Origin of the sequence: Rhodococcus sp. IEGM 1307, from assembly GCF_030056915.1 — a bacterium.
GTDB lineage: Bacteria > Actinomycetota > Actinomycetes > Mycobacteriales > Mycobacteriaceae > Rhodococcus_F > Rhodococcus_F opacus_D.
This window is the reverse complement of the sequence record NZ_JASHKW010000010.1, coordinates 204,006-223,150: the sequence shown is the minus strand read 5'-3', so window position 1 is coordinate 223,150 and position 19,145 is coordinate 204,006. Positions and strand designations below refer to the sequence as shown.

At 65.8% G+C, this 19,145-nt stretch carries 3 protein-coding genes; 2 read left to right on the top strand and 1 reads right to left on the bottom strand.

Annotated features, from left to right (window positions below):
- The first annotated feature begins 12 nt into the window (after nt 1–12).
- Together QM841_RS21320 and QM841_RS21315 are read left to right on the top strand one after the other, a co-directional pair.
- On the top strand, nt 13–414 hold the full coding sequence (locus QM841_RS21320; protein WP_283333481.1) for a hypothetical protein: 402 nt from the start codon (nt 13–15) through the stop codon (nt 412–414).
- Between the two features lie 131 nt (nt 415–545).
- A complete protein-coding gene (locus QM841_RS21315; RefSeq protein ID WP_283333480.1) occupies nt 546–851 on the top strand; it encodes a hypothetical protein in 306 nt (101 codons plus the stop codon).
- Nucleotides 852–867: 16 nt separating this feature from the next.
- Here the strand turns inward: QM841_RS21315 and QM841_RS21310 are convergent, their stop codons facing one another.
- Complete coding sequence (locus QM841_RS21310; RefSeq protein ID WP_502943281.1) at nt 868–19,062, bottom strand: non-ribosomal peptide synthase/polyketide synthase; 18,195 nt, start codon at nt 19,060–19,062, stop codon at nt 868–870.
- Nucleotides 19,063–19,145 lie beyond the last annotated feature (83 nt).

Here is a 19,145-nt window from a genome sequence, read left to right as displayed (position 1 = left end):
CCACCGTGATCGGTGGGGGCGCTGCTGTTTTCCGTGACGGCCCGCGTTGCGAACCGAGTACCCTCCGACATGATGACTTCGGGCGCCGATCTCACTTTTCGCCGCGCCGCCACGTACACGGTGGCGGTGATGGGCGGTGCACTCGTCGTTGCGCTCCTCTCGGTCGCGTGGATGTCGATCGGGTCCGGCGATTGCGTCGAGTCGATGATGACGTGTGCCGGCGGGGAGAAGTACGTCCTCGTCTTCGGCCCACCCGCGTTGCTGCTCCTGGGCGGGGTCGGAGCCTTCGTGCAGACCTACCGGGTGTGGCGGGCCGGTGGCCGGTGGCCGATCTGGCAGGGTGCGGGCTGGATGTTGTTCGTGTTCATGCTCATCTACGCCTCACTGTCGGCTGGCGCACTGACCGAGGTCTGACCTACCGCGGTCCGGCGCCGCCGCGTCCCGGCGTTCCGCCGCCCATCGGCTGGGCAGGTGCCGGGTTCTGCACCGTGTCGTCCTGCCCGGTTTCGCCGGCCGACGAGGCCTGTTCGACGGACGAGGTTGTGGTGGTTGTCGCCGAGGGTGTGTCGTCCTGGCCGATCAGTTGGGCCGCCACCATCCATCCCCGGATACCCGACCTCGGTGTCTTTCTCACCGGCACACTGGTCGGCGCGACAACGAGGGTCGGCGCCTCGGCTGATGCGGACGGGGGCATCACGCGCGCCGACGCCGCCCCCGAGCAGATCTCGCGTGTCGCGCTGACGGCCCTTCGGTTCTGGCGGTCCCAGGCGGGACGCCCGGCCATCGACACCGCGACGGTTCAGGCGTGCGCGTGCGCGGCGCGTTCCTGCGAGGCTCTGCTCGCGCGGTGACCGGCCGGTTCACCCGTCATGTTGATTGCTCTCTCAGTGCCTCGTTCAAGATCGGGCCGGCGACGGCGAGAGCGTCGGGTGACGTCATCTGCCAATGCGTGACTGCCACGGCATGGTTGTGCACCACCCCCGTGACCGCGTTCTCCCATCCGCGGGCCGCCCTCGCGCCGGTGGCATCGTCGGCCGCCGCGGTGAAGAACACGATGTCTCCGTCGAAGCATGCAGGCCGGTACTCCGACATCAACCTCGAGTTTCGGTCCGCCGCCGACACGAGCCGCCCCACGACCTTCTCGGTGTGCTCGACGGAGTGCCCGGACATTTCGGCCAGCGCGACCGCGACACCACCGAGGCTCGGGTCGGAGATGCGCTCGACTGCTGTCTCTTCGATACCGAACCCACCCAGCAACTCACGCACCGAGACATCCGTGGGCGACCCTTCCTCGACCGCCGTCACGCCGGCGAAGCTGTCCATCATTGCCAACAATTCCACACCCTCGCCGGCTGCCTGAATCCGGACCGCCATCGCATGCGCGATGACACCGCCGAGTGACCAGCCGAGCAATCGGTACGGACCGGATGGTCGGATCTGGCGAATCTCACGGACGTACCGGTCCGCAAGTTCATCGAGAGACTCCGGAAGATAGCTGTCCTCGAGAATCGACGGACTCTGGATCCCGTAGATCGGCAGATCAGGTTCGATGTACTGACGTAGACCCGAATAGCACCACGACAGTCCGACGATGGGATGGATACAAAACAGCGGCGGTCCCCCTTCACCGTCCGCTCGGATCCGAAGCAGCGGCCCGAACCCTTCCTCCACCGGACCCTTGGCTCCGTTCTCGATCCGAGCGGCCAATGCTTCGACGGCGGGATCCGTGAACAGCCACTGCAACGGAACTGCCGCACTCAGGTCTTGCTTCAATCGGGCGACGATCCTGGGCGCGACCAGGGAATTGCCGCCCAACGCGAAGAAGTCGTCATCCAGCCCCACCTGTTCGACACCGAGAATGTCGGTGAAGGCCGAGGTCACGATTCGCTCGACGCGCGTCGTCGGCCCCCGGAACTCCCGCTTCGTGAACGCCGGGGCAGGCAATGCGTTCCTATCCAGCTTGCCGCTCGCGGTCAGAGGCAATTCGTCGAGCACCATCAGCACATCCGGCACCATGTACTGGGGCAGCGACCTGCCGGCCGTGACACGGACCGATTCCACGTCGATCAACCGACCCCCTGCGGGGACCACGTACCCGACCAGCTGCTGACCGAACTCGCCGTCGTGCACGATCACAACGGCCTGCACGATCGTCTGCTGCGCCACCAGCGCGGTCTCGATCTCGCCGAGCTCGATACGCAGCCCGCGCACCTTCACCTGAGAGTCCAGCCGACCCACATACATCAGCTGTCCGCGTGGGTTCCACTTGACCACGTCCCCCGTGCGATAGAGACGCGTCCCTGCTGCCCCGAACGGATCGGCCACGAATCGCTCCGCCGTCAGCCCCTGGCGGCGATGATAGCCGCGAGACAGCTGCACTCCTGCCAGATACAGCTCTCCTTCGACCCCGATGGGCACCGGGTGGAGACGTCGATCCAAGACCAGTGCGGTGGTGTTCCACACAGGTTCACCAATCGGGACCGATTCCCGCTCGAGTCCGTCGCATCGGTGGGACGTCGCAGTGACCGCATATTCCGTGGGACCGTACTTGTTGTCGAGACGAGCCTTCGACCGCGACGCACATCGCGCAGACAACTCCACCGGCAATTCTTCCCCACCGGCAAAAACACACCGCAACGAATCCGGTAGACACGCCTCCGGATCGGCCAGGAGCGCCGCCAGCATCGACGGTACGAACGCGGCCACGGTAACACCGGAGTCTTGCATCAGTGACAGCAGATAGTCCGGATCCCGATGACCGTCTGGACGCGCGACGATCATCCGGGCACCGACGGCCAGCGGAACCAGTAATTCCCACATCGACACGTCGAACGTCACCGGCGTCTTCTGCACCACGACATCGGAGTCGCCGAGCTCGTATTCGGCTGCCAACCAGGCCATTTGGTTGACAATCGCGCGATGGCTGACCGAAACCCCTTTGGGCCGCCCGGTCGATCCAGATGTAAAGATCACGTACGCCAGATTTTCCGGCCGTGCGGGCGTCACGACTTCGGACTCCCCAACCGGCTCGGACGAATACACCGACAAATCGAGGGCGTCAACGTTCAGCACTCGATTCCGGGACGTGTCGAATCCGTCTCGGGAGGTGGACAGGACGCAGACGGGTCCTGTGGTTTCCAGGATGTAGTCGTTGCGTGCCGGGGGTTGATCAGGGTCCAACGGCACGAATGCAGCACCCGTTCGGAGCACCGCGTAGATTCCTGTCACCAACTCCAGCGACCGGCGCATCCCCAATGCCACCAACGACTCCGGTCCTACACCCTCGTCGATCAATCTTCGAGCCAATCGGTTCACCCGAGCAGAGAACTCGGCATACGACAGCGACTCGTTGTCGTACACGATTGCCACCGCGTCCGGTGTTCGGGCCACCTGCGCATCGAATCCGTCGAGCAGCAGTCCATCCGGGACGTCGTGTCCCGTGATGTTCCACTCGCGCAGCATCTGACGCCGCTCGTTCTCTTCGACGATCGAGATGTCGCCCACCGGCATCATCGGATCATCCACCACCGCTTCGAGAATTCGCACGAACCTGCGCGCGATCTCGCGCACCGTCGCGCCGTCGAACACATCCGTCGCGTAGGACAGCCTTCCCACGAATCCACCCCCTCCATCTGCCGACTCACCCACAGTCATCGACAGGTCGAACTGCACCGCTTGCCGATCGACCTCCACCGGCGAGACCGTCAATCCCGGAAGCTGCACCGCCGGCCGACTGAAGTTCTGAAACGCCAACATCACCTGGAACAACGGAGAGAACGACTGAGACCGAATCGGATTCAGCTTTTCCACCAATCGTTCGAACGGAACGTCCGCCCGCGAGAACGCCTCGAGATCCGCATCGCGCATCCGCCCCAGTAGCTCCGCGAACGATTCGTCCGGCTCGTACTGCGCCCGCAACACCAACGTATTGACGAACATGCCCACCAGATCGTCCAACGCCGCATCACCACGGCCCGCGATCGGCGACCCGATCGCGATATCGGTCGCCCCACTCAGCCTCGCCAAGAGCACCGCTAACGCCGCATGCACCACCATGAACGGCGTCGCACCCGCCTCTCGCGCCAGCGACACGAGACGCGCCACCGTTGCCGCCGGCACGGTGAAATCCACGCTGGAACCGAGGCCCGACCGCACCGCCGGGCGTGGCCGGTCGGTAGGTAACGCCAGCGCATCCGGCAGCCCCGACAACGCACCCAACCAGTACGCGATCTGCTGCGACATCAACGATCCCGGATCGTCCTCCGAACCCAGCACCTCCCGCTGCCACAACGCGTAATCCGCATACTGCACCGGCAACGGCGTCCAGGACGGCTCGTGCCCTGCGTGCCGGGCGGCATATGCCACCAACACGTCTCGGCCCATCGGCCCGGTCGAGAAACCGTCCGCGCAGATATGGTGCACCACCACCGCCAAGACGTGCTCGGACTTCGACATCCGGTACAGCGCCCCGCGCACCGGCACCGATTCCGTGACCTCGAAGCCCGCCGTGAGCAATGCAGCCACCCGCATCCGCAGCTCGTCCTCGTCCGCGACCGGAATCGGCGTCAGGTCCATCGACACTCTCGACGCATGCACGATGCGCTGTGCCGGCCCCTGGTCCGAGTCCGGGAACACCGTCCGCAAGGCCTCGTGCCGAGCGAACACGTCGAGCACCGAAGCCTGTATCGCTGCCACATCCAGTTCACCGGACAGGCGGACCACAAGCGGAATGTTGTATGCCGCCGACTCCGGGTCGAACTGGTTGAGGAACCACATCCGCTGCTGCGCCAACGACAACGGAATCCGCGCCGGCCGCACCCGACGGGTCAACGCCGGCCGCCCACCTTCACCGGCATGCTGCTCGGCCCGCACCGCCAGCGCCGCCACCGTCGACGCCTCGAAGATCACCCGAACCGGCACACGCGTGTCCAACGCCGCACCCAACCGGGACACCACCTGCGCCGCAACCAACGAATTACCGCCCAACGCAAAGAAATCGTCGTCCAGACCGACCCGCTCGAGCCCCAGCACCTCCGCGAAAATACCCGCCACGACCTCCTCGACCAGCGTAGTCGGCGCCCGAAACTCCCGAACGACGAACGACGGCGCAGGCAACGCCCGTCGGTCGAGCTTCCCACTGGGATTCAACGGCAACGCGTCGAGCACGACCAGCACGTCAGGCACCATGTAGTTCGGCAGCGATGTGCTCACCACCTCGCGTGTCGCCTCGACGTCGACGGTCCGCCCGCGGGACGGCAGCACATACCCGACCAATTGCTGACCGAATTCACCGTCGCGCACGACCACCACGGCCTGGTCCACCGACTCGTCTGCCGTCAGCGCGGTCTCGATCTCCCCGAGTTCGATCCGCAGGCCACGTAGCTTCACCTGGAAATCGGTGCGACCCAGGTATTCGAGGTCACCACTCGAATTCCACCGCACCAGATCACCCGTGCGGTACAGCCGCTCACCGGAGTCGGCGAAGGGATGGGCGACGAAACGTTCTGCCGTCAGCGCCCCGCGGGCGTGATAGCCGCGGGCGAGCTGGATTCCGGCGAGATACAACTCCCCCGGCACGCCGACGGGCACGCGGTGTAACCGGCGGTCCAGCACGAACGTGCGGGTGTTCCTTATCGGTCTCCCGATCGGTATCGGACCGGACACGCCCCGCAGGCAGCGATGCACGGTCGAGGTCACCGTGGCTTCCGTGGGACCGTAGGTATTGTCCAGCACTGCGTCGGTGCGCGCAGCGAACCGAGCGGCCAGGTCCGAGGGCAGCGCTTCTCCGCCGACCGAGACGTACCGCAGCGACCGCGGCAGTGCGAGCGACGATTCCGCGAGGAACAACGCGAGCATCGACGGCACGAATTCCAAGATCGTGACGTGCCACCGGTCCGACATCCGCATCAGGTACTCGGGGTCACGATGTCCCCCGGGCGCGGCAATCACCAATCGGGCACCGACCTGTAGTGGATAGAACAACTCCCACACCGACGCGTCGAAGGTGATGGGCGTCTTGTGCAACACCGTGTCGCGATCGCCGAGCGCGTAGCGGCTACGCATCCACGCAATCTGGTTCACCACCGAGCGGTGGCTGACAGCGACGCCTTTCGGTCGCCCTGCGGACCCGGACGTGAAGATCGCATAGGCGAGATTCTCGGGCCGCAGTGGCGCCAGCCTGGACGCGTCGGTCACCGTCTCCGAGTCGAAGACCGACAGGTCCAGGATGTCGACCTCGTCGGCGTCCACCGACGCCGGCAGGTCACCACGGTCCGTGGACGTGGTCAGCACCACGGCGGGTTTCGCGGTCGCAATCACGTACTCGGTGCGGTCTGCAGGATGCTCCGGATCCAGCGGCAGGTACCCGGCACCGGCTTTGAGCACAGCGTAAATGCTCACCATCATCGCGAGGGAGCGACTCATGCCCAGCCCCACCAGCGACTCCGGTCCTACCTCTCGTGAGATCAAGTATCGGGCCAGCCGATTCGCGCGAGAATCGAACTCGGCGTAGGTCAACGACTGTTCCTCGAACACCACCGCCACCGCATCCGGCGTCCGGCGTACCTGCTCGTCGAACAGCTGCACCAGGGTCCCGCCCTCGACAACCACAGCTGTGGCATTCCACCGATCCATCGCCGCACGCTCGTCGACGCTTCGCAACTCGAGCTCGCCGACCGGTATGGTCACATCGCGTGTGACCGTCTCGAGGATGGTGACGAGTTGGGTCGCGAATCGGGCGACCGTCGATTCCTGGAACAGGTCGAGCGCATAGACGATTGATCCCTCGATTCCGGTCCGATGCCCCTCCGAATCCGAGGTGTCGGTGAAGTGGAATTCGAGATCGAGTTTCGCACCGACGATGTCCGTTTCCAGCGGGGCGATCTCCAGGCCCGGCAGAGTCACCCTGGACCGGACGAAATTGTGAACCACCAGCAGTACCTGGAACAGCGCTGAATGGGCCGTGGAACGCGTGGGATTGAGGACTTCCACCAGGCGTTCCAGCGGAACGTCGGGGTTGCCGAATGCGGCGAGGTCGACTTCCCGGACGTCGGCCAGAATGTCGGCGAACGACAGTGCGGGGTCGACGCGGCTGCGCAGCACCAGTGTGTTGCCGAACATGCCGATGAGGTCGTCGAGTGCCGGGTCGCCGCGTCCGGCGATCTGTGTGCCGATGGGGATGTCCTCAGTTCCGCTCAGGTGGGCCATCAGCACCGCCAGCGACGCGTGGACGACCATGAAGAAGGTCGAGTTATATTCTCGCGCCAGCTGATCGATACGCTCGGCCAGATTCGAACTCAGAGTGAAGCCGACCTTTGCGCCGCGCGGTGATTGCACTGGCGGACGCGGATGATCCGTCGGCAGCTCCACCATCTCCGGCAGATCTGCCAGAACCTCGGTCCAGTACCGCAGTTGTTCCGAGATCAGTGACGTCGGATCGTCCTGCGCGCCGAGAATCTCCCGCTGCCACAGGGTGTAGTCCGCATACTGCACCTCGAGCGGCGACCAGCCTGGCTCCCGTCCCTCACGCCGCGCGGCATACGCCACCACGATGTCGCGCGACATCGGCGCTGCTGAGCCGCCGTCACTGGAAATGTGATGAACTACCATCGCCAGCACGAACTCGTGATCGTCGAGCTGGAACAGCCTCACGCGCAACGGAACTTCCCGGGCCACGTCGAACCCGCGCCCCACGAAGTCGAATACGCGGGCATGTGCCTCCTCCGGAGCGACCCGCTCCGGCGCCACACTCAGCGGGAGCGCAGATGTGGGGACGATTACCTGAGACGGCCCGTGGCCCGAGTCCGGGAACATGGTGCGCAGGGCTTCGTGCCGGTCGATCACGTCGAGCAATGCTGTCTGCAGCAATTCGATGTCCAGATCGCCGGAAAGCCGAATCGCCAGAGGAATGTTGAAGGCCGCCGACTCCGGGTCGAACTGGTTGAAGAACCACATCCGCTGCTGCGCCAACGACAACGGAATCCGCGCCGGCCGCACCCGACGGGTCAACGCCGGCCGCCCACCTTCACCGGCATGCTGCTCGGCCCGCACCGACAGCGCCGCCACCGTCGACGCCTCGAAGATCACCCGAACCGGCACACGCGTGTCCAACGCCGCACCCAACCGGGACACCACCTGCGTCGCAACCAACGAATTACCGCCCAACGCAAAGAAATCGTCGTCCAGACCGACCCGCTCGAGCCCCAGCACCTCCGCGAAAATACCCGCCACGACCTCCTCGACCGGCGTAGTCGGCGCCCGAAACTCCCGAACGACGAACGACGGCGCGGGCAACGCCCGTCGGTCGAGCTTCCCACTGGGATTCAACGGCAACGCGTCGACGACCATCACCTGCGACGGCACCATATAGGTCGGCAGAGTCTCGCCCACCCTGATGCGCAGCGCCGCCGGGTCCAGGGCAGCCATGGTATCGGGAACTACGTATCCCACCAGTTGTTCACCGGTGTGGGGATCGTGGCGCAAGACCACGACGGTCTGCGCGACTCCTTCGCACCTGCTGAGCGCTGTCTCGATCTCACCGAGTTCGATCCGCAGACCCCGCAATTGCACCTGTGAGTCGATTCGCCCGACGAAGTCCAGTCGTCCGTCTTTCGTCCACCGCACCAGATCGCCCGTGCGGTACATCAGTTCGCCGGAACCCCTGAAGGGATTAGCCACGAATCGACCTGCCGTGAGTGCACCGCGGGCATGGTAGCCGCGGGCGAGCCCACTGCCCGACAGATACAGCTCGCCGATCACGCCGACCGGAGAGGGATGCAGCCTTGCATCGAGGACAACAGCTCCGGCGCCCTCGATCGGGGTGCCGATCGTGATTCGTTCCTCCGGCACGAGCGGCTCGGTCATGGAGATGATGATGGTGGTCTCTGTGGGACCGTAACTGTTGAAGAAGCGACAGGCGGGTGCGAACTTCGCGACCAACTCCGGCGGGCAGACGTCTCCTCCGACGACCACGGCTTGGAGGTCGTCGAGCCCGTCCGGGTCGACGATCCCCAGCGCCGCCGGCGCTGTGATGATGTGGGTGACCCGCTCGACGCGCAGCAACTCCGCGAGCTCGCCGCCACCGATGATCTCGGGTGGAGCGACAACCAAGGTGGCGCCGGCACTGAACCCCGCGATCATCTCGAATACCGACGCATCGAAGCTCGACGACGAGAACCTCAACACCCGCGAGTTGCCGGTCAAGTTCAGTTCGAGGCGGGCGTCCGCACAGAACGACGCCAGCCCGGCATGGGTTACAACGACACCCTTCGGGACCCCGGTCGAACCCGACGTGTAGATCATGTAGGCCGCATTGGACAACGCGACCGGCGCACCGCGCTCGCCGTCTGTGATCTGTGCCGCCGAAACCTCGTCCCACCGATCCTGCACGTCACCCGCGGTGGGTACCAGCCAGGCAACCTTTCCCGGCAGCGACGTGGTCTCGGCGCTGGTAAGACCGATCACGGCCCCTGAATCGGCCACCATGTACTCGATCCGCTCGACCGGCAGTTTCGGATCGATCGGCACGAACCCGCCGCCCGCCTTCGCGACCGCCCACACCGCAACCACTGATTCGATGGACCGAGCGAAGGCCAACGCGACAAATGTTTCAGGACCGACACCACGAGAGATCAGCACTCGGGCCAGTCGGTTCGATCGGGAGTCGAGGTCCGAATACGACATCTCCACACCACCGCAGGTCAACGCAACACCCACGGGGTTCGACGCGACGCCGGCCGCCAGAATCTCCGGCAACGTCCGTGCCTGCACAGGCAGTGGCTCAGGGGCCGCAGCCGCGAGCACCCGTTGCCGCTCGGCCGGACCCAGCAAGTCGACGTCGCCCACCGCGACGGACGGATTCTCGATGACCGCGTCGAGCACCCGCACGAATCCCTCGGCGATCCCGCACACCGTCGGACCATCGAAGATGTCCGCCGCATACGACAGCCTCCCCGCATACCCACCCCCGGCCGCCTCACTCAGAGCCATCGAGAGGTCGAACTGCGCAGCCTCCCACTCCACTTCCACCGGTGACACCGTCAAACCCGGAAGCTCCACCCTCGACGGCGCGAAATTCTGGAACGCCAACAGCACCTGAAACAGCGGCGAGAAAGACTGCGACCGCACTGGATTCAATTTGTCCACCAACCGCTCGAACGGCACATCAGCCCTGCCGAACGCCTCGAGGTCCGAATCGCGCACCCGCCCCACCAGACCCGTGAACGACTGACTCGGCTCACAATCGGCCCGCAATACCAATGTGTTGACGAACATGCCCACCAGATCGTCCAACGCCGCATCACCACGACCCGCCACCGGCGACCCGATCGCGATATCCGATGTCCCACTCAACTTCGCCAACAGCACCGCCAACGCCGCATGCACAACCATGAACGGGGTCGCACCCTGCTCACGGGCCAGCGCCGCGAGACGCACCACCGTCGCCACCGGCACCGCGAAATCGACACTCGCACCCACCCCCGACCGTACGGCCGGACGTGGCCGGTCGAGCGGCAGAGCCAGCACGTCCGGCACACCCGCGAGCGCATCCGCCCAGTACTCGAGTTCCTGCGACATCAGCGACGTGGGATCGTCCTCCGAGCCGAGAAAGCCTCGTTGCCACAGGGTGTAATCCGCATACTGCACCGGCAGCGGGGTCCACGACGGCGCGTCGCCGGCTGTGCGCGTGGAGTAGGCGTGCACCAGATCGCGGGCGAGTACCTGAATCGACCAGCCGTCGATGCTGATGTGGTGCACCACCATCACCAACACGTGTTCGTCAGTAGCCTCGCACCGCACCAATGTCAGAGCGATCGGGATTTGCGTGGTGACGTCGAATCCGCGTGCCATTGCCTCCCGGATCCGTGTATCCAGAGCAGCGGCCGGGACGACGTCGGGCGCAACGTCGATCAGATCGCCGGTCGCGGCGTGATCGACCGGCAGCACCACCTGAGACGGGCCGTCAGGGGATTCGGGAAACATCGTCCGCAGCGATTCGTGCCGTTCCAGGATGTCCGCGGCGGCCCGGCGGAGTGCGTCGACGTCGAGGGGACCGGACAGCCGCAGTGCCGCCGCCACGTTGTAGGCACTCGACGTGGGGTCGAACCGATTGAGGAACCACACTCGGGTCTGAGCCAGGGACAGGGGGAGCCTGTCGGGCCTCGGGCCGGACACGAGCGCGGGGCGCGGTCCTGCACCGGCGTGTATCCGGTCGACGACGGTGGCCAGAACCCCGACGGTGGGCGACTCGAACAGCGACCGCACGGTCAACCCGGTGCCGAGCTCATTGTTGATCCGGGCAACAACACGGGTCGCGATGAGGGAGTTACCCCCGAGGTCGAAGAAATTGTCCGACATCCCGATCCGCGAGGCGCCGAGTACGTCCGCGAGAATCTCCGCGAGGGCGTACTCGGTCGGGGTGCCGGGCGGGACGAACTGCGCCGAACTCGCGAACTCGGGAACCGGCAGTGCCTTGCGGTCGAGTTTGCCGTTCGCAGTCAACGGCAGTTCCGCGAGCACGACCAGCGCCGACGGCACCATGTACCGGGGAAGCACCGTTGCGGCAGCGTCGAGAAGCGCCCGCACGTCCGGGGACCTCCCGGGCGCAGGCACCACGTAACCGGCGAGGTAGTCGCCGGTGGACCCGTCGTTGCGGGCCAGTGCCACCGCCTGTGCAACATCTGCGTGCCGGTGCAGCGCCGCCTCGATCTCACCGAGTTCGATGCGCTGGCCGCGAAGCTTGACCTGGAAGTCCGTGCGGCCCAGGTATTCGAGCTGCCCGGTCGGCAGCCACCGAACAAGGTCGCCGGTGCGGTACAGCCGACTGCCGTCTTGCACGGTTCCCGCGGCCGCGAAGGGGTTCGCGACGAACCTGTCCGCCGTCAGATCGGACCGGGCCTGGTATCCGCGCGCGAGCTGGACACCGCCGAGATACAACTCCCCCGCTACTCCGACGGGGACGGGACGCAGGCGTCCGTCGAGCACATACGTATGGGTGTTCCAGACCGGTGCTCCGATCGGCACGGTGGTCTCGTCCGGCCCGGTCTCGTAGTAGGTCACGTCCACCGCTGCCTCGGTGGGACCGTACAGGTTGTGCAGCTCCGCCCCGCTCACCCGGTGCAGATTCGCCGCCGTCACAGTCGGCAATGCCTCACCACTGGTGAACACCCGGCGCAGCGACTTGCACCCATCGACATGCGCTCCGGCCAGGAATACGGCGAGCATCGACGGCACGAAATGCACCGTGGTCACAGATTCTGCGCGGATGACCCGCTCGAGATAGGCGGGGTCCCGGTGCCCGTCGGGCTCGGCGATCACCAGTCGCGCGCCGGTCTGCAACGGCCAGAACAACTCCCACACCGACACGTCGAATGTCACGGGGGTCTTCTGGAGAACCGTGTCGTCGTCGCTCAGTGGGTACCGATGCTGCATCCACAGCAGCCGGTTGACGATGCCCTCGTGCGGCACCGACACCCCCTTGGGTGTGCCCGTGGAGCCTGAGGTGAAGATGACATACGCAGGGTTTCGGGTATGCAACGGCCCCAACCGGTCCCGATCCCGGATGGGGTCATCGGACAGCGCCGATACATCGAGGGTGTCGAGGTCGAGGGCCGGCACCTCGGCGGGCAGCGCGACGCGATCCGCGGTGGTGGTGAGAACGACGACTAAACCGGCGGTAGCCACGACGTACGCGATCCGCTCGGCCGGCTGGTCCGGGTCTATCGGGACGTAGGCGCCGCCGGCCTTGATCACGGCGTAGATTCCCACCAGCATATCCACCGAGCGTCGCACCGCTACACCCACGTGCGATTCGGGGCCCACACCGCCGCTGATCAGGAACCGTGCCAGCTTATTCGCGCGGGCGTCGAACTCTGTGTACGTCAGCACCGTCCCCTCGAACACGACGGCGGGGGCGTCGGGCGTGTGGGCCACCTGCGCGTCGAACAGCTCGGCGAGGGTGAGGCGCGGTACCTGGTGTTCCGTTGCATTCCAGGTGTCGACCACCTGCTCCCGTTCCTTCGGAACGAAAAGGTCGACGTCGCCGACCGGTGTGTCCGCGTCGCGCGCAATGGTCTCGAGAATCCCGATCACGCGCGCCGCGAGTGTCGTGACGGTATCGCGATCGAAAATTCCGTGCTGATAACGCAGGCTCAGCCGCAGTCGAGGTTCGAGGATGGACAGCAGGGTGATCGGGTAGTGCGTGGCGTCACGCGCATCGAGAGCGGTCACTCGCATTCCCGCGATGTCGGTGTGCTCGTCGAATCCGGACTTGTCGACGGGGTACGACTCGAACACCGACAACGTGTCGAACAGGTTGCCCAGACCTATGCGTGCCTGGATGTCACCCAGTCCGAGGTAATGGTGATCGAGCAGGGAAACTTGCTCACCCTGGAGGCGGGCGAGCAGCTGCGCGCACGTCTCGTCCGGGTCCATCCACACCCGCACGGGCACCGTGTTGATGAAAAGCCCCAGCATGCTCTCGACACCGGACAGCTGCGGCGGCCGACCCGACACGGTGGCACCGAACACCACATCACGACGGGAGAGCAACCGGGACAGCAGTATTCCCCACGCCGCCTGGACGACGGTGTTCATGGTGACTCCATGGCGCGTCACCACCGTGTCGAGCGCACCGATCAGGGCCGCGGGCAGCGCGATGTCGACCTCACCCGGCACGCCATGCTGTTCCGAGGACGCGTGCGGCGCCAGCAGTGTCGGCTCGTCGAGCCCCGCCAGCGCACGTTCCCAGGCGCGTAAGGACGCGTCCCGGTCGAGTGTCGCCACCCATTCCAGGTACGTGCTGTACGGCCGCGGCTCCGGCAGGGCGGGAGCGTCGTCCGCGACATAGCGAACCAGCAACTCGCGCACCAGCAGTGGCATCGACCACCCGTCGAGGATGATGTGATGGTTGGTCAGTGCCAGCACGTGACGCTCGGGTGCGGTGCGAATCAACAGCAGGCGCAAAAGCGGAGGACGGGCGAGGTCGAATCGGGCGACACGGTCGTCGTCGAGGAGACGCTCGAGTTCCACTCCCGCCGCCGACCCGCACCCGGTCAGATCCACCTCACGCCACGGCACGTCCACCCTGTCGACAACCAACTGCGCCGGGATACCGTGATCGTCGTACTCGAATGCGGCACGCAGAGTCGCGTGGTGTGCGAGCACGCCTGCTGCGGCACGGCGCAACCTCGCGGAGTCGACCGCGCCCTCGAGGTCGATGCGCAGTTGCGCGGTGTAGATGTCCAGCGAATCGGCGGCCAGCGTCGAGTGGAACAGCAGACCGGACTGCAACGGGGACAGCGACCAGATCTCTCGTAGCCCCGGGTACGAGTGTTCCCAACGCTCGATCCGACTCTGGCTCACCGTGACCAGCTGGCAATCGGACGGTGTCAGACCACCCGCGACAGGCTGAACTGTGTGCGCGGCAAGACCATCGAGGGCGCTTCGCCACAGATCCGCGAGGGCCGCGACGTCGGAGTCGCGGATCACCCCGGTCGGATACGCGAACGATGCCGTCAACCGCGGCCCCTCGGGGCCGTCGACCACCATCGCGTTGATGTCGATCACCGCAGCCACGGCCATGCCGGATCCGCTCGCTGTGATCAGGTCCGGTGCCTCGAGGTCCGGCAGCCAGCCGAGATCCTGCAAGTCGCCGAGGTGTTGCACGCCCATGCGGCCCAGGTAGTTGAAACTGATCTGCGGCTCAGGAAGGCCCCCGAGAATCGACCTCGCGCTCTCGTCGAGATGCCGAAGCAATCCGAATCCGACGCCACGGGCAGGCACCGCGACGAGCTGTTCCTTGACGGTCTTGATCACGACACCGGCAGCATGTCCACCCTCGAAGGCCCCGCCGAGATCAACGGCCGGCAGCCCGAGCCGGACCGGGAAAGCGCTGGTGAACCAACCGACGGTACGTGCAAGATCCGCGCCGGCCACCGCCTCCTCCTCGCGCCCATGACCTTCCAACGTCAGTAACACCGAACGCTCGTCGATCCCGTGCGAGTGTCGCCACTGCACGACCGCCATCGCCAGCGCCGACAGGAGTCCGTCGTTGACGCCGCAGCCGAACACATCGGGAAGTCGAGCGAGCACCGCATCGGTCACTGCGGGACTCACGTCGATATGTACCCGCTCGGTCGTGCGCATCGTGTCGATCGCGGGCGCGATCGGTCGTGTGCCGATCTGTGGGTCGGGACCGCTGAGAACCTCTCGCCAATAGGGTAATTCGTCTGCGTGCGCTCCTCGATCTGCCGCGTCCTGCAGTCCATACGCCCAGCGGCGGAACGACGTGCCCACCGGGGCCGGCGTCGGCGTCTGCCCCGCGCCCAGCTGCAGCCACGCCGTCGCGAGGTCCGGCAACAGCACGCGCCACGACACACCGTCCACCACCAGGTGATGCGCGATAACCAGCAGTCGGCCTGGTGCGCCCGCAGATTCGGAGACACACCACACCAGCTGGAGCATGATCCCGTTTTCCGGGTCCAGGCGGGCCGCAGCCGCCGCACACTCGGCGCTCACCACGTCGGTGAACGCGCGGCTGCCGGGTGCCGCCGCCGTGACGATCCTCGAAATCCGATCGCCGGCCGGCACGCTACCGGCAGCCATCGTTTCGAACGCCCAGGTACCGTCACCGTCAGGGACGAACTTCGAACGCAGGGCATCATGATGATCGAGCACCGCCGCGAGCGTCGCACTCAACCGATCCGTATCGACATCAGGCGGCAGGGTCAGCAGCAGCGCCTGGAAGAAGTCGGCGAAGGGGCCCCGCTCGAGCATCGAGTACATGATCGGCGTCGGTGGGATACGCCCGACGCCGCCGCCCTCGAGCTCCTCGAGGACGACCGCCGATTCTGCCTCCACCGGCACCGCCACCGCGGCGATTCCGGCGATCGTCTTGTGCTCGAACACGGCCCGCGCACTGAAGCTGAGACCGAACTCCCTGGCTCGGGCGGCGATCTGCATCGCGACGATGCTGTCGCCGCCGAGCGCGAAGAGACTGTCGTCCACACTGACCCGGTCGAGGCCGAGTGCCTCGGCGACGAGACCCGAGAGCTGCTCCTCCGCCGGTGTCGACGCGGCGCGGAACTCGTGTTCAGTTGATCCGAAGTGTGGTTGCGGCAGTGCACTGCGGTCGAGTTTGCCGGCCGCCGTCACCGGCACGTGTTCGAGCCGCATTACCGCCGACGGGATCATGTGGGACGGCACGATTTCGGCGACGCCCTCGACAATCGCGACCGGATCGAATTCACGACCGGTGTCGAGGCGCACGTACGAGACCAGCGCCGTCGTGCCGCCCGCCGTCCGATGAACCACCGTCGCCGCGAAGTTGACGCCGGCCTGGGCGAGCAGTGCCGAGTCGATCTCGCCGAGTTCGATGCGGAAGCCACGGATCTTGACCTGGGTGTCGGACCGGCCGATGAACTCGAGCGTGTAGTGCCCCGCCCCGGTTCCCTGAGACGACCGCACCCAGCGCACCTCGTCACCGGTGCGGTAGAGCCGCGACCCCGGCTCACCGAAGGGGTTGGCCACGAATCGGTTCGCCGTCAGCCCGTGCCGATGGTGATAGCCGCGTGCGATTCCGGGGCCTGCGAGGTAGAGCTCACCCACCACCCCGGCGGGCACGGCGCGGAGCTTGCGGTCGAGCACCACGACGCTCGTACCCTGGATCGGGCGGCCGATGGCAATCGGTTCGCCCGGCGTCAGCGGCTCACCTGCGGTGATAATGATGGTCGTCTCGGTCGGCCCGTAACTGTTGGTGAAGCGGCACACCTGCCCGAACCGCTCCACGAGGTCGGGGGTGCACACGTCACCGCCGACCACCACCGCCTCGAGATGTTCGAGCCCACGCGGGTCGACTGTGTTCATCACCGTGGGAGCCGTGATGATGTGGGTCACCTGCTGTTCGCTCAGCAGGTCGACGAGGTCGCTTCCACCGTGCACCTCGGGCGGGGCGACGACCATCGTGGCACCGGCGCTGAAGGCCTGGATCATCTCGAACACCGAGGCATCGAAGCTGGCCGACGAGAACCGCAGCATCCGCGATTCGTGGTGAATGCCGAGTTCCGGGCGGGCGGCGGCCGCGAAGTTCGACAGACCGCTGTGGGTGACGACGACCCCTTTCGGAAGCCCGGTCGATCCCGATGTGTAGATCATGTACGCGGGGTGACGGATTGACAGCGGGGCGCGGCGATCCACGTCGCCGATCGCGGCGCTCCGCTGTCGTTCACAGCGTGCGCGCACCTCGTCGTCGTCGAGGACCAGCCAGTGAATCCCGTCGGGCAGTGTTGCACGCAGTTCGTGCAGTGTGAGCCCCACCAGTGCCCCCGAATCGGACAGCATGTGCGCGACTCGCTCGGGTGGGAGCTTCGGATCGACAGGCACGAAGGCGGCCCCGGTCTTCGCGACCGCCCAGAACGCGACGAGTGACTCCGCCGACCTGGGAAGACTCAGCACGACGAAGGTTTCCGGTCCGGCCCCCGATTCGATCAGTAGTCGCGCCAGTTGATTGGATCGCTCGTCGAGCTCGTGGTAGGTGACCTCCCGTCCCGACGCCCGAATCGCGACTGCGTCCGGTGCGGCGGCAACGCCGTCGGCCAGCAAGTCGGGGAGGAGCCGCTCCGGCTCTGCCTGCGGACCGCGACATGGCACAAGATCCGCACGTTCGTCGGCGTGCAGCACATCGAGAGCGGCGATGCGGTCGGTTGCGGCTGACGCGGCGAAGGCGGCAAAGAATTCGAGGAACCGGGCATGGTGACCGCGCAGCTCCTGTTCGGTGTACAGATTCGGGTTGGCCTCGAAGTCGACCTGCGCAACGTCGCCTGCGACACCGGGATAGATGTTCACTGCGAGGTCCTCCACCGGACCGGTGGTCAGCACGTGGAGCCTGCCGATCGACGGACCGAGCCGAATCTCGGCGTGGAACATCATGATGTTGATCGACGGACCGAAAAAGCCGCGACGACCACCCAGGACGCCCGCGTCCCGTCGTATGTCCTCGTGCCGGTATCTCTGGTGACGTAGCGCTCCGGTCAGCGCCAGTTGTGTACGTCTCATCAAGTCGACGGAGGTCGTTTCGTCCCCGACCGAGAGTCGGATCGGAAGGACATTGGAGATCATGCCGCCCGAGCGGCGCAACCGGGAGGTGGTGCGTGCCGAGACCGGCAAGCTCAACACCACGTCGTCCTGGCCGGTCAGGTGGGAAAAGAATGCAGAGACGGCAGCGACCGCGGCTGTCGCGAACGTCGCCCCGGGTTCCCGGTCGGTCAGACTCTGCAGTGCGGCTGTCGTAGCGGCGGACAGCGGTGCGCTGCTCACCAGCGACTGCGCGCCGATCTCGGCCGCTCGCCCGGCGAGGCTGATCGTCGGTGGAAGATTGTGGCTGCGTTCGGCCCAGTACTTGCGGTCCGTCTCGAACCGGCTCGACGTGCGGTAGCGGGCCTCTTCCTCGACGACCTCCCGCAATCCACTGGCGGTGAACTCGGCGGGCGCGCGACCCTCGACCGCCGCGGTGTACAGCTCCGCGGCACGGTTCATGAACGTCATGGCGCCGAAGCCGTCGAGGGCGATGTGGTGAATTCGCGAGTACCAGAAGTAGCAGTCGTCGGCGACGCGCAACATTGCCGAACGGATCAGCCGATCATGGAGGAGATCAATCGGGTTGCTGCATTCGGCGCGCATCCACGCGAGAGCCGCAGCCCGCGGATCAGGGTCGGAACGGAAGTCGAGATGTGTCATCTCGAAGCCAAGCGACTCGTCGACCGTCTGGAGCGGCTCACCGTCCCACTCGACAATTCGGAGCAGCCCCGTACCGAGTTCCCGGAGTGCGGCGGGTCCGATCCGTGCGAGCAGGCCGATGTCGAGATCAGCGATACCGACCTCTACGTACTGAGCAATGACGATCGGAACGTCGCCCAGCAGGTGCTGGGCGAACCACATTCCACGCTGAGCGGCGGAGAGTGGGAACAGCTCGGACGGCCATACAACATTCGCCATCACCGTGTCCGAAAGGACCGAAGTCGTATCGAAATCGTCCAGCGATGACACCCTCGGCCCTCGGCAATCCATATATCGACACTGAAGCGCGCGAAGGGGAACACCCATTTCACTCAGCTGCGGTTATCGACTCCTCTTTCCGACGCTACTCGCGG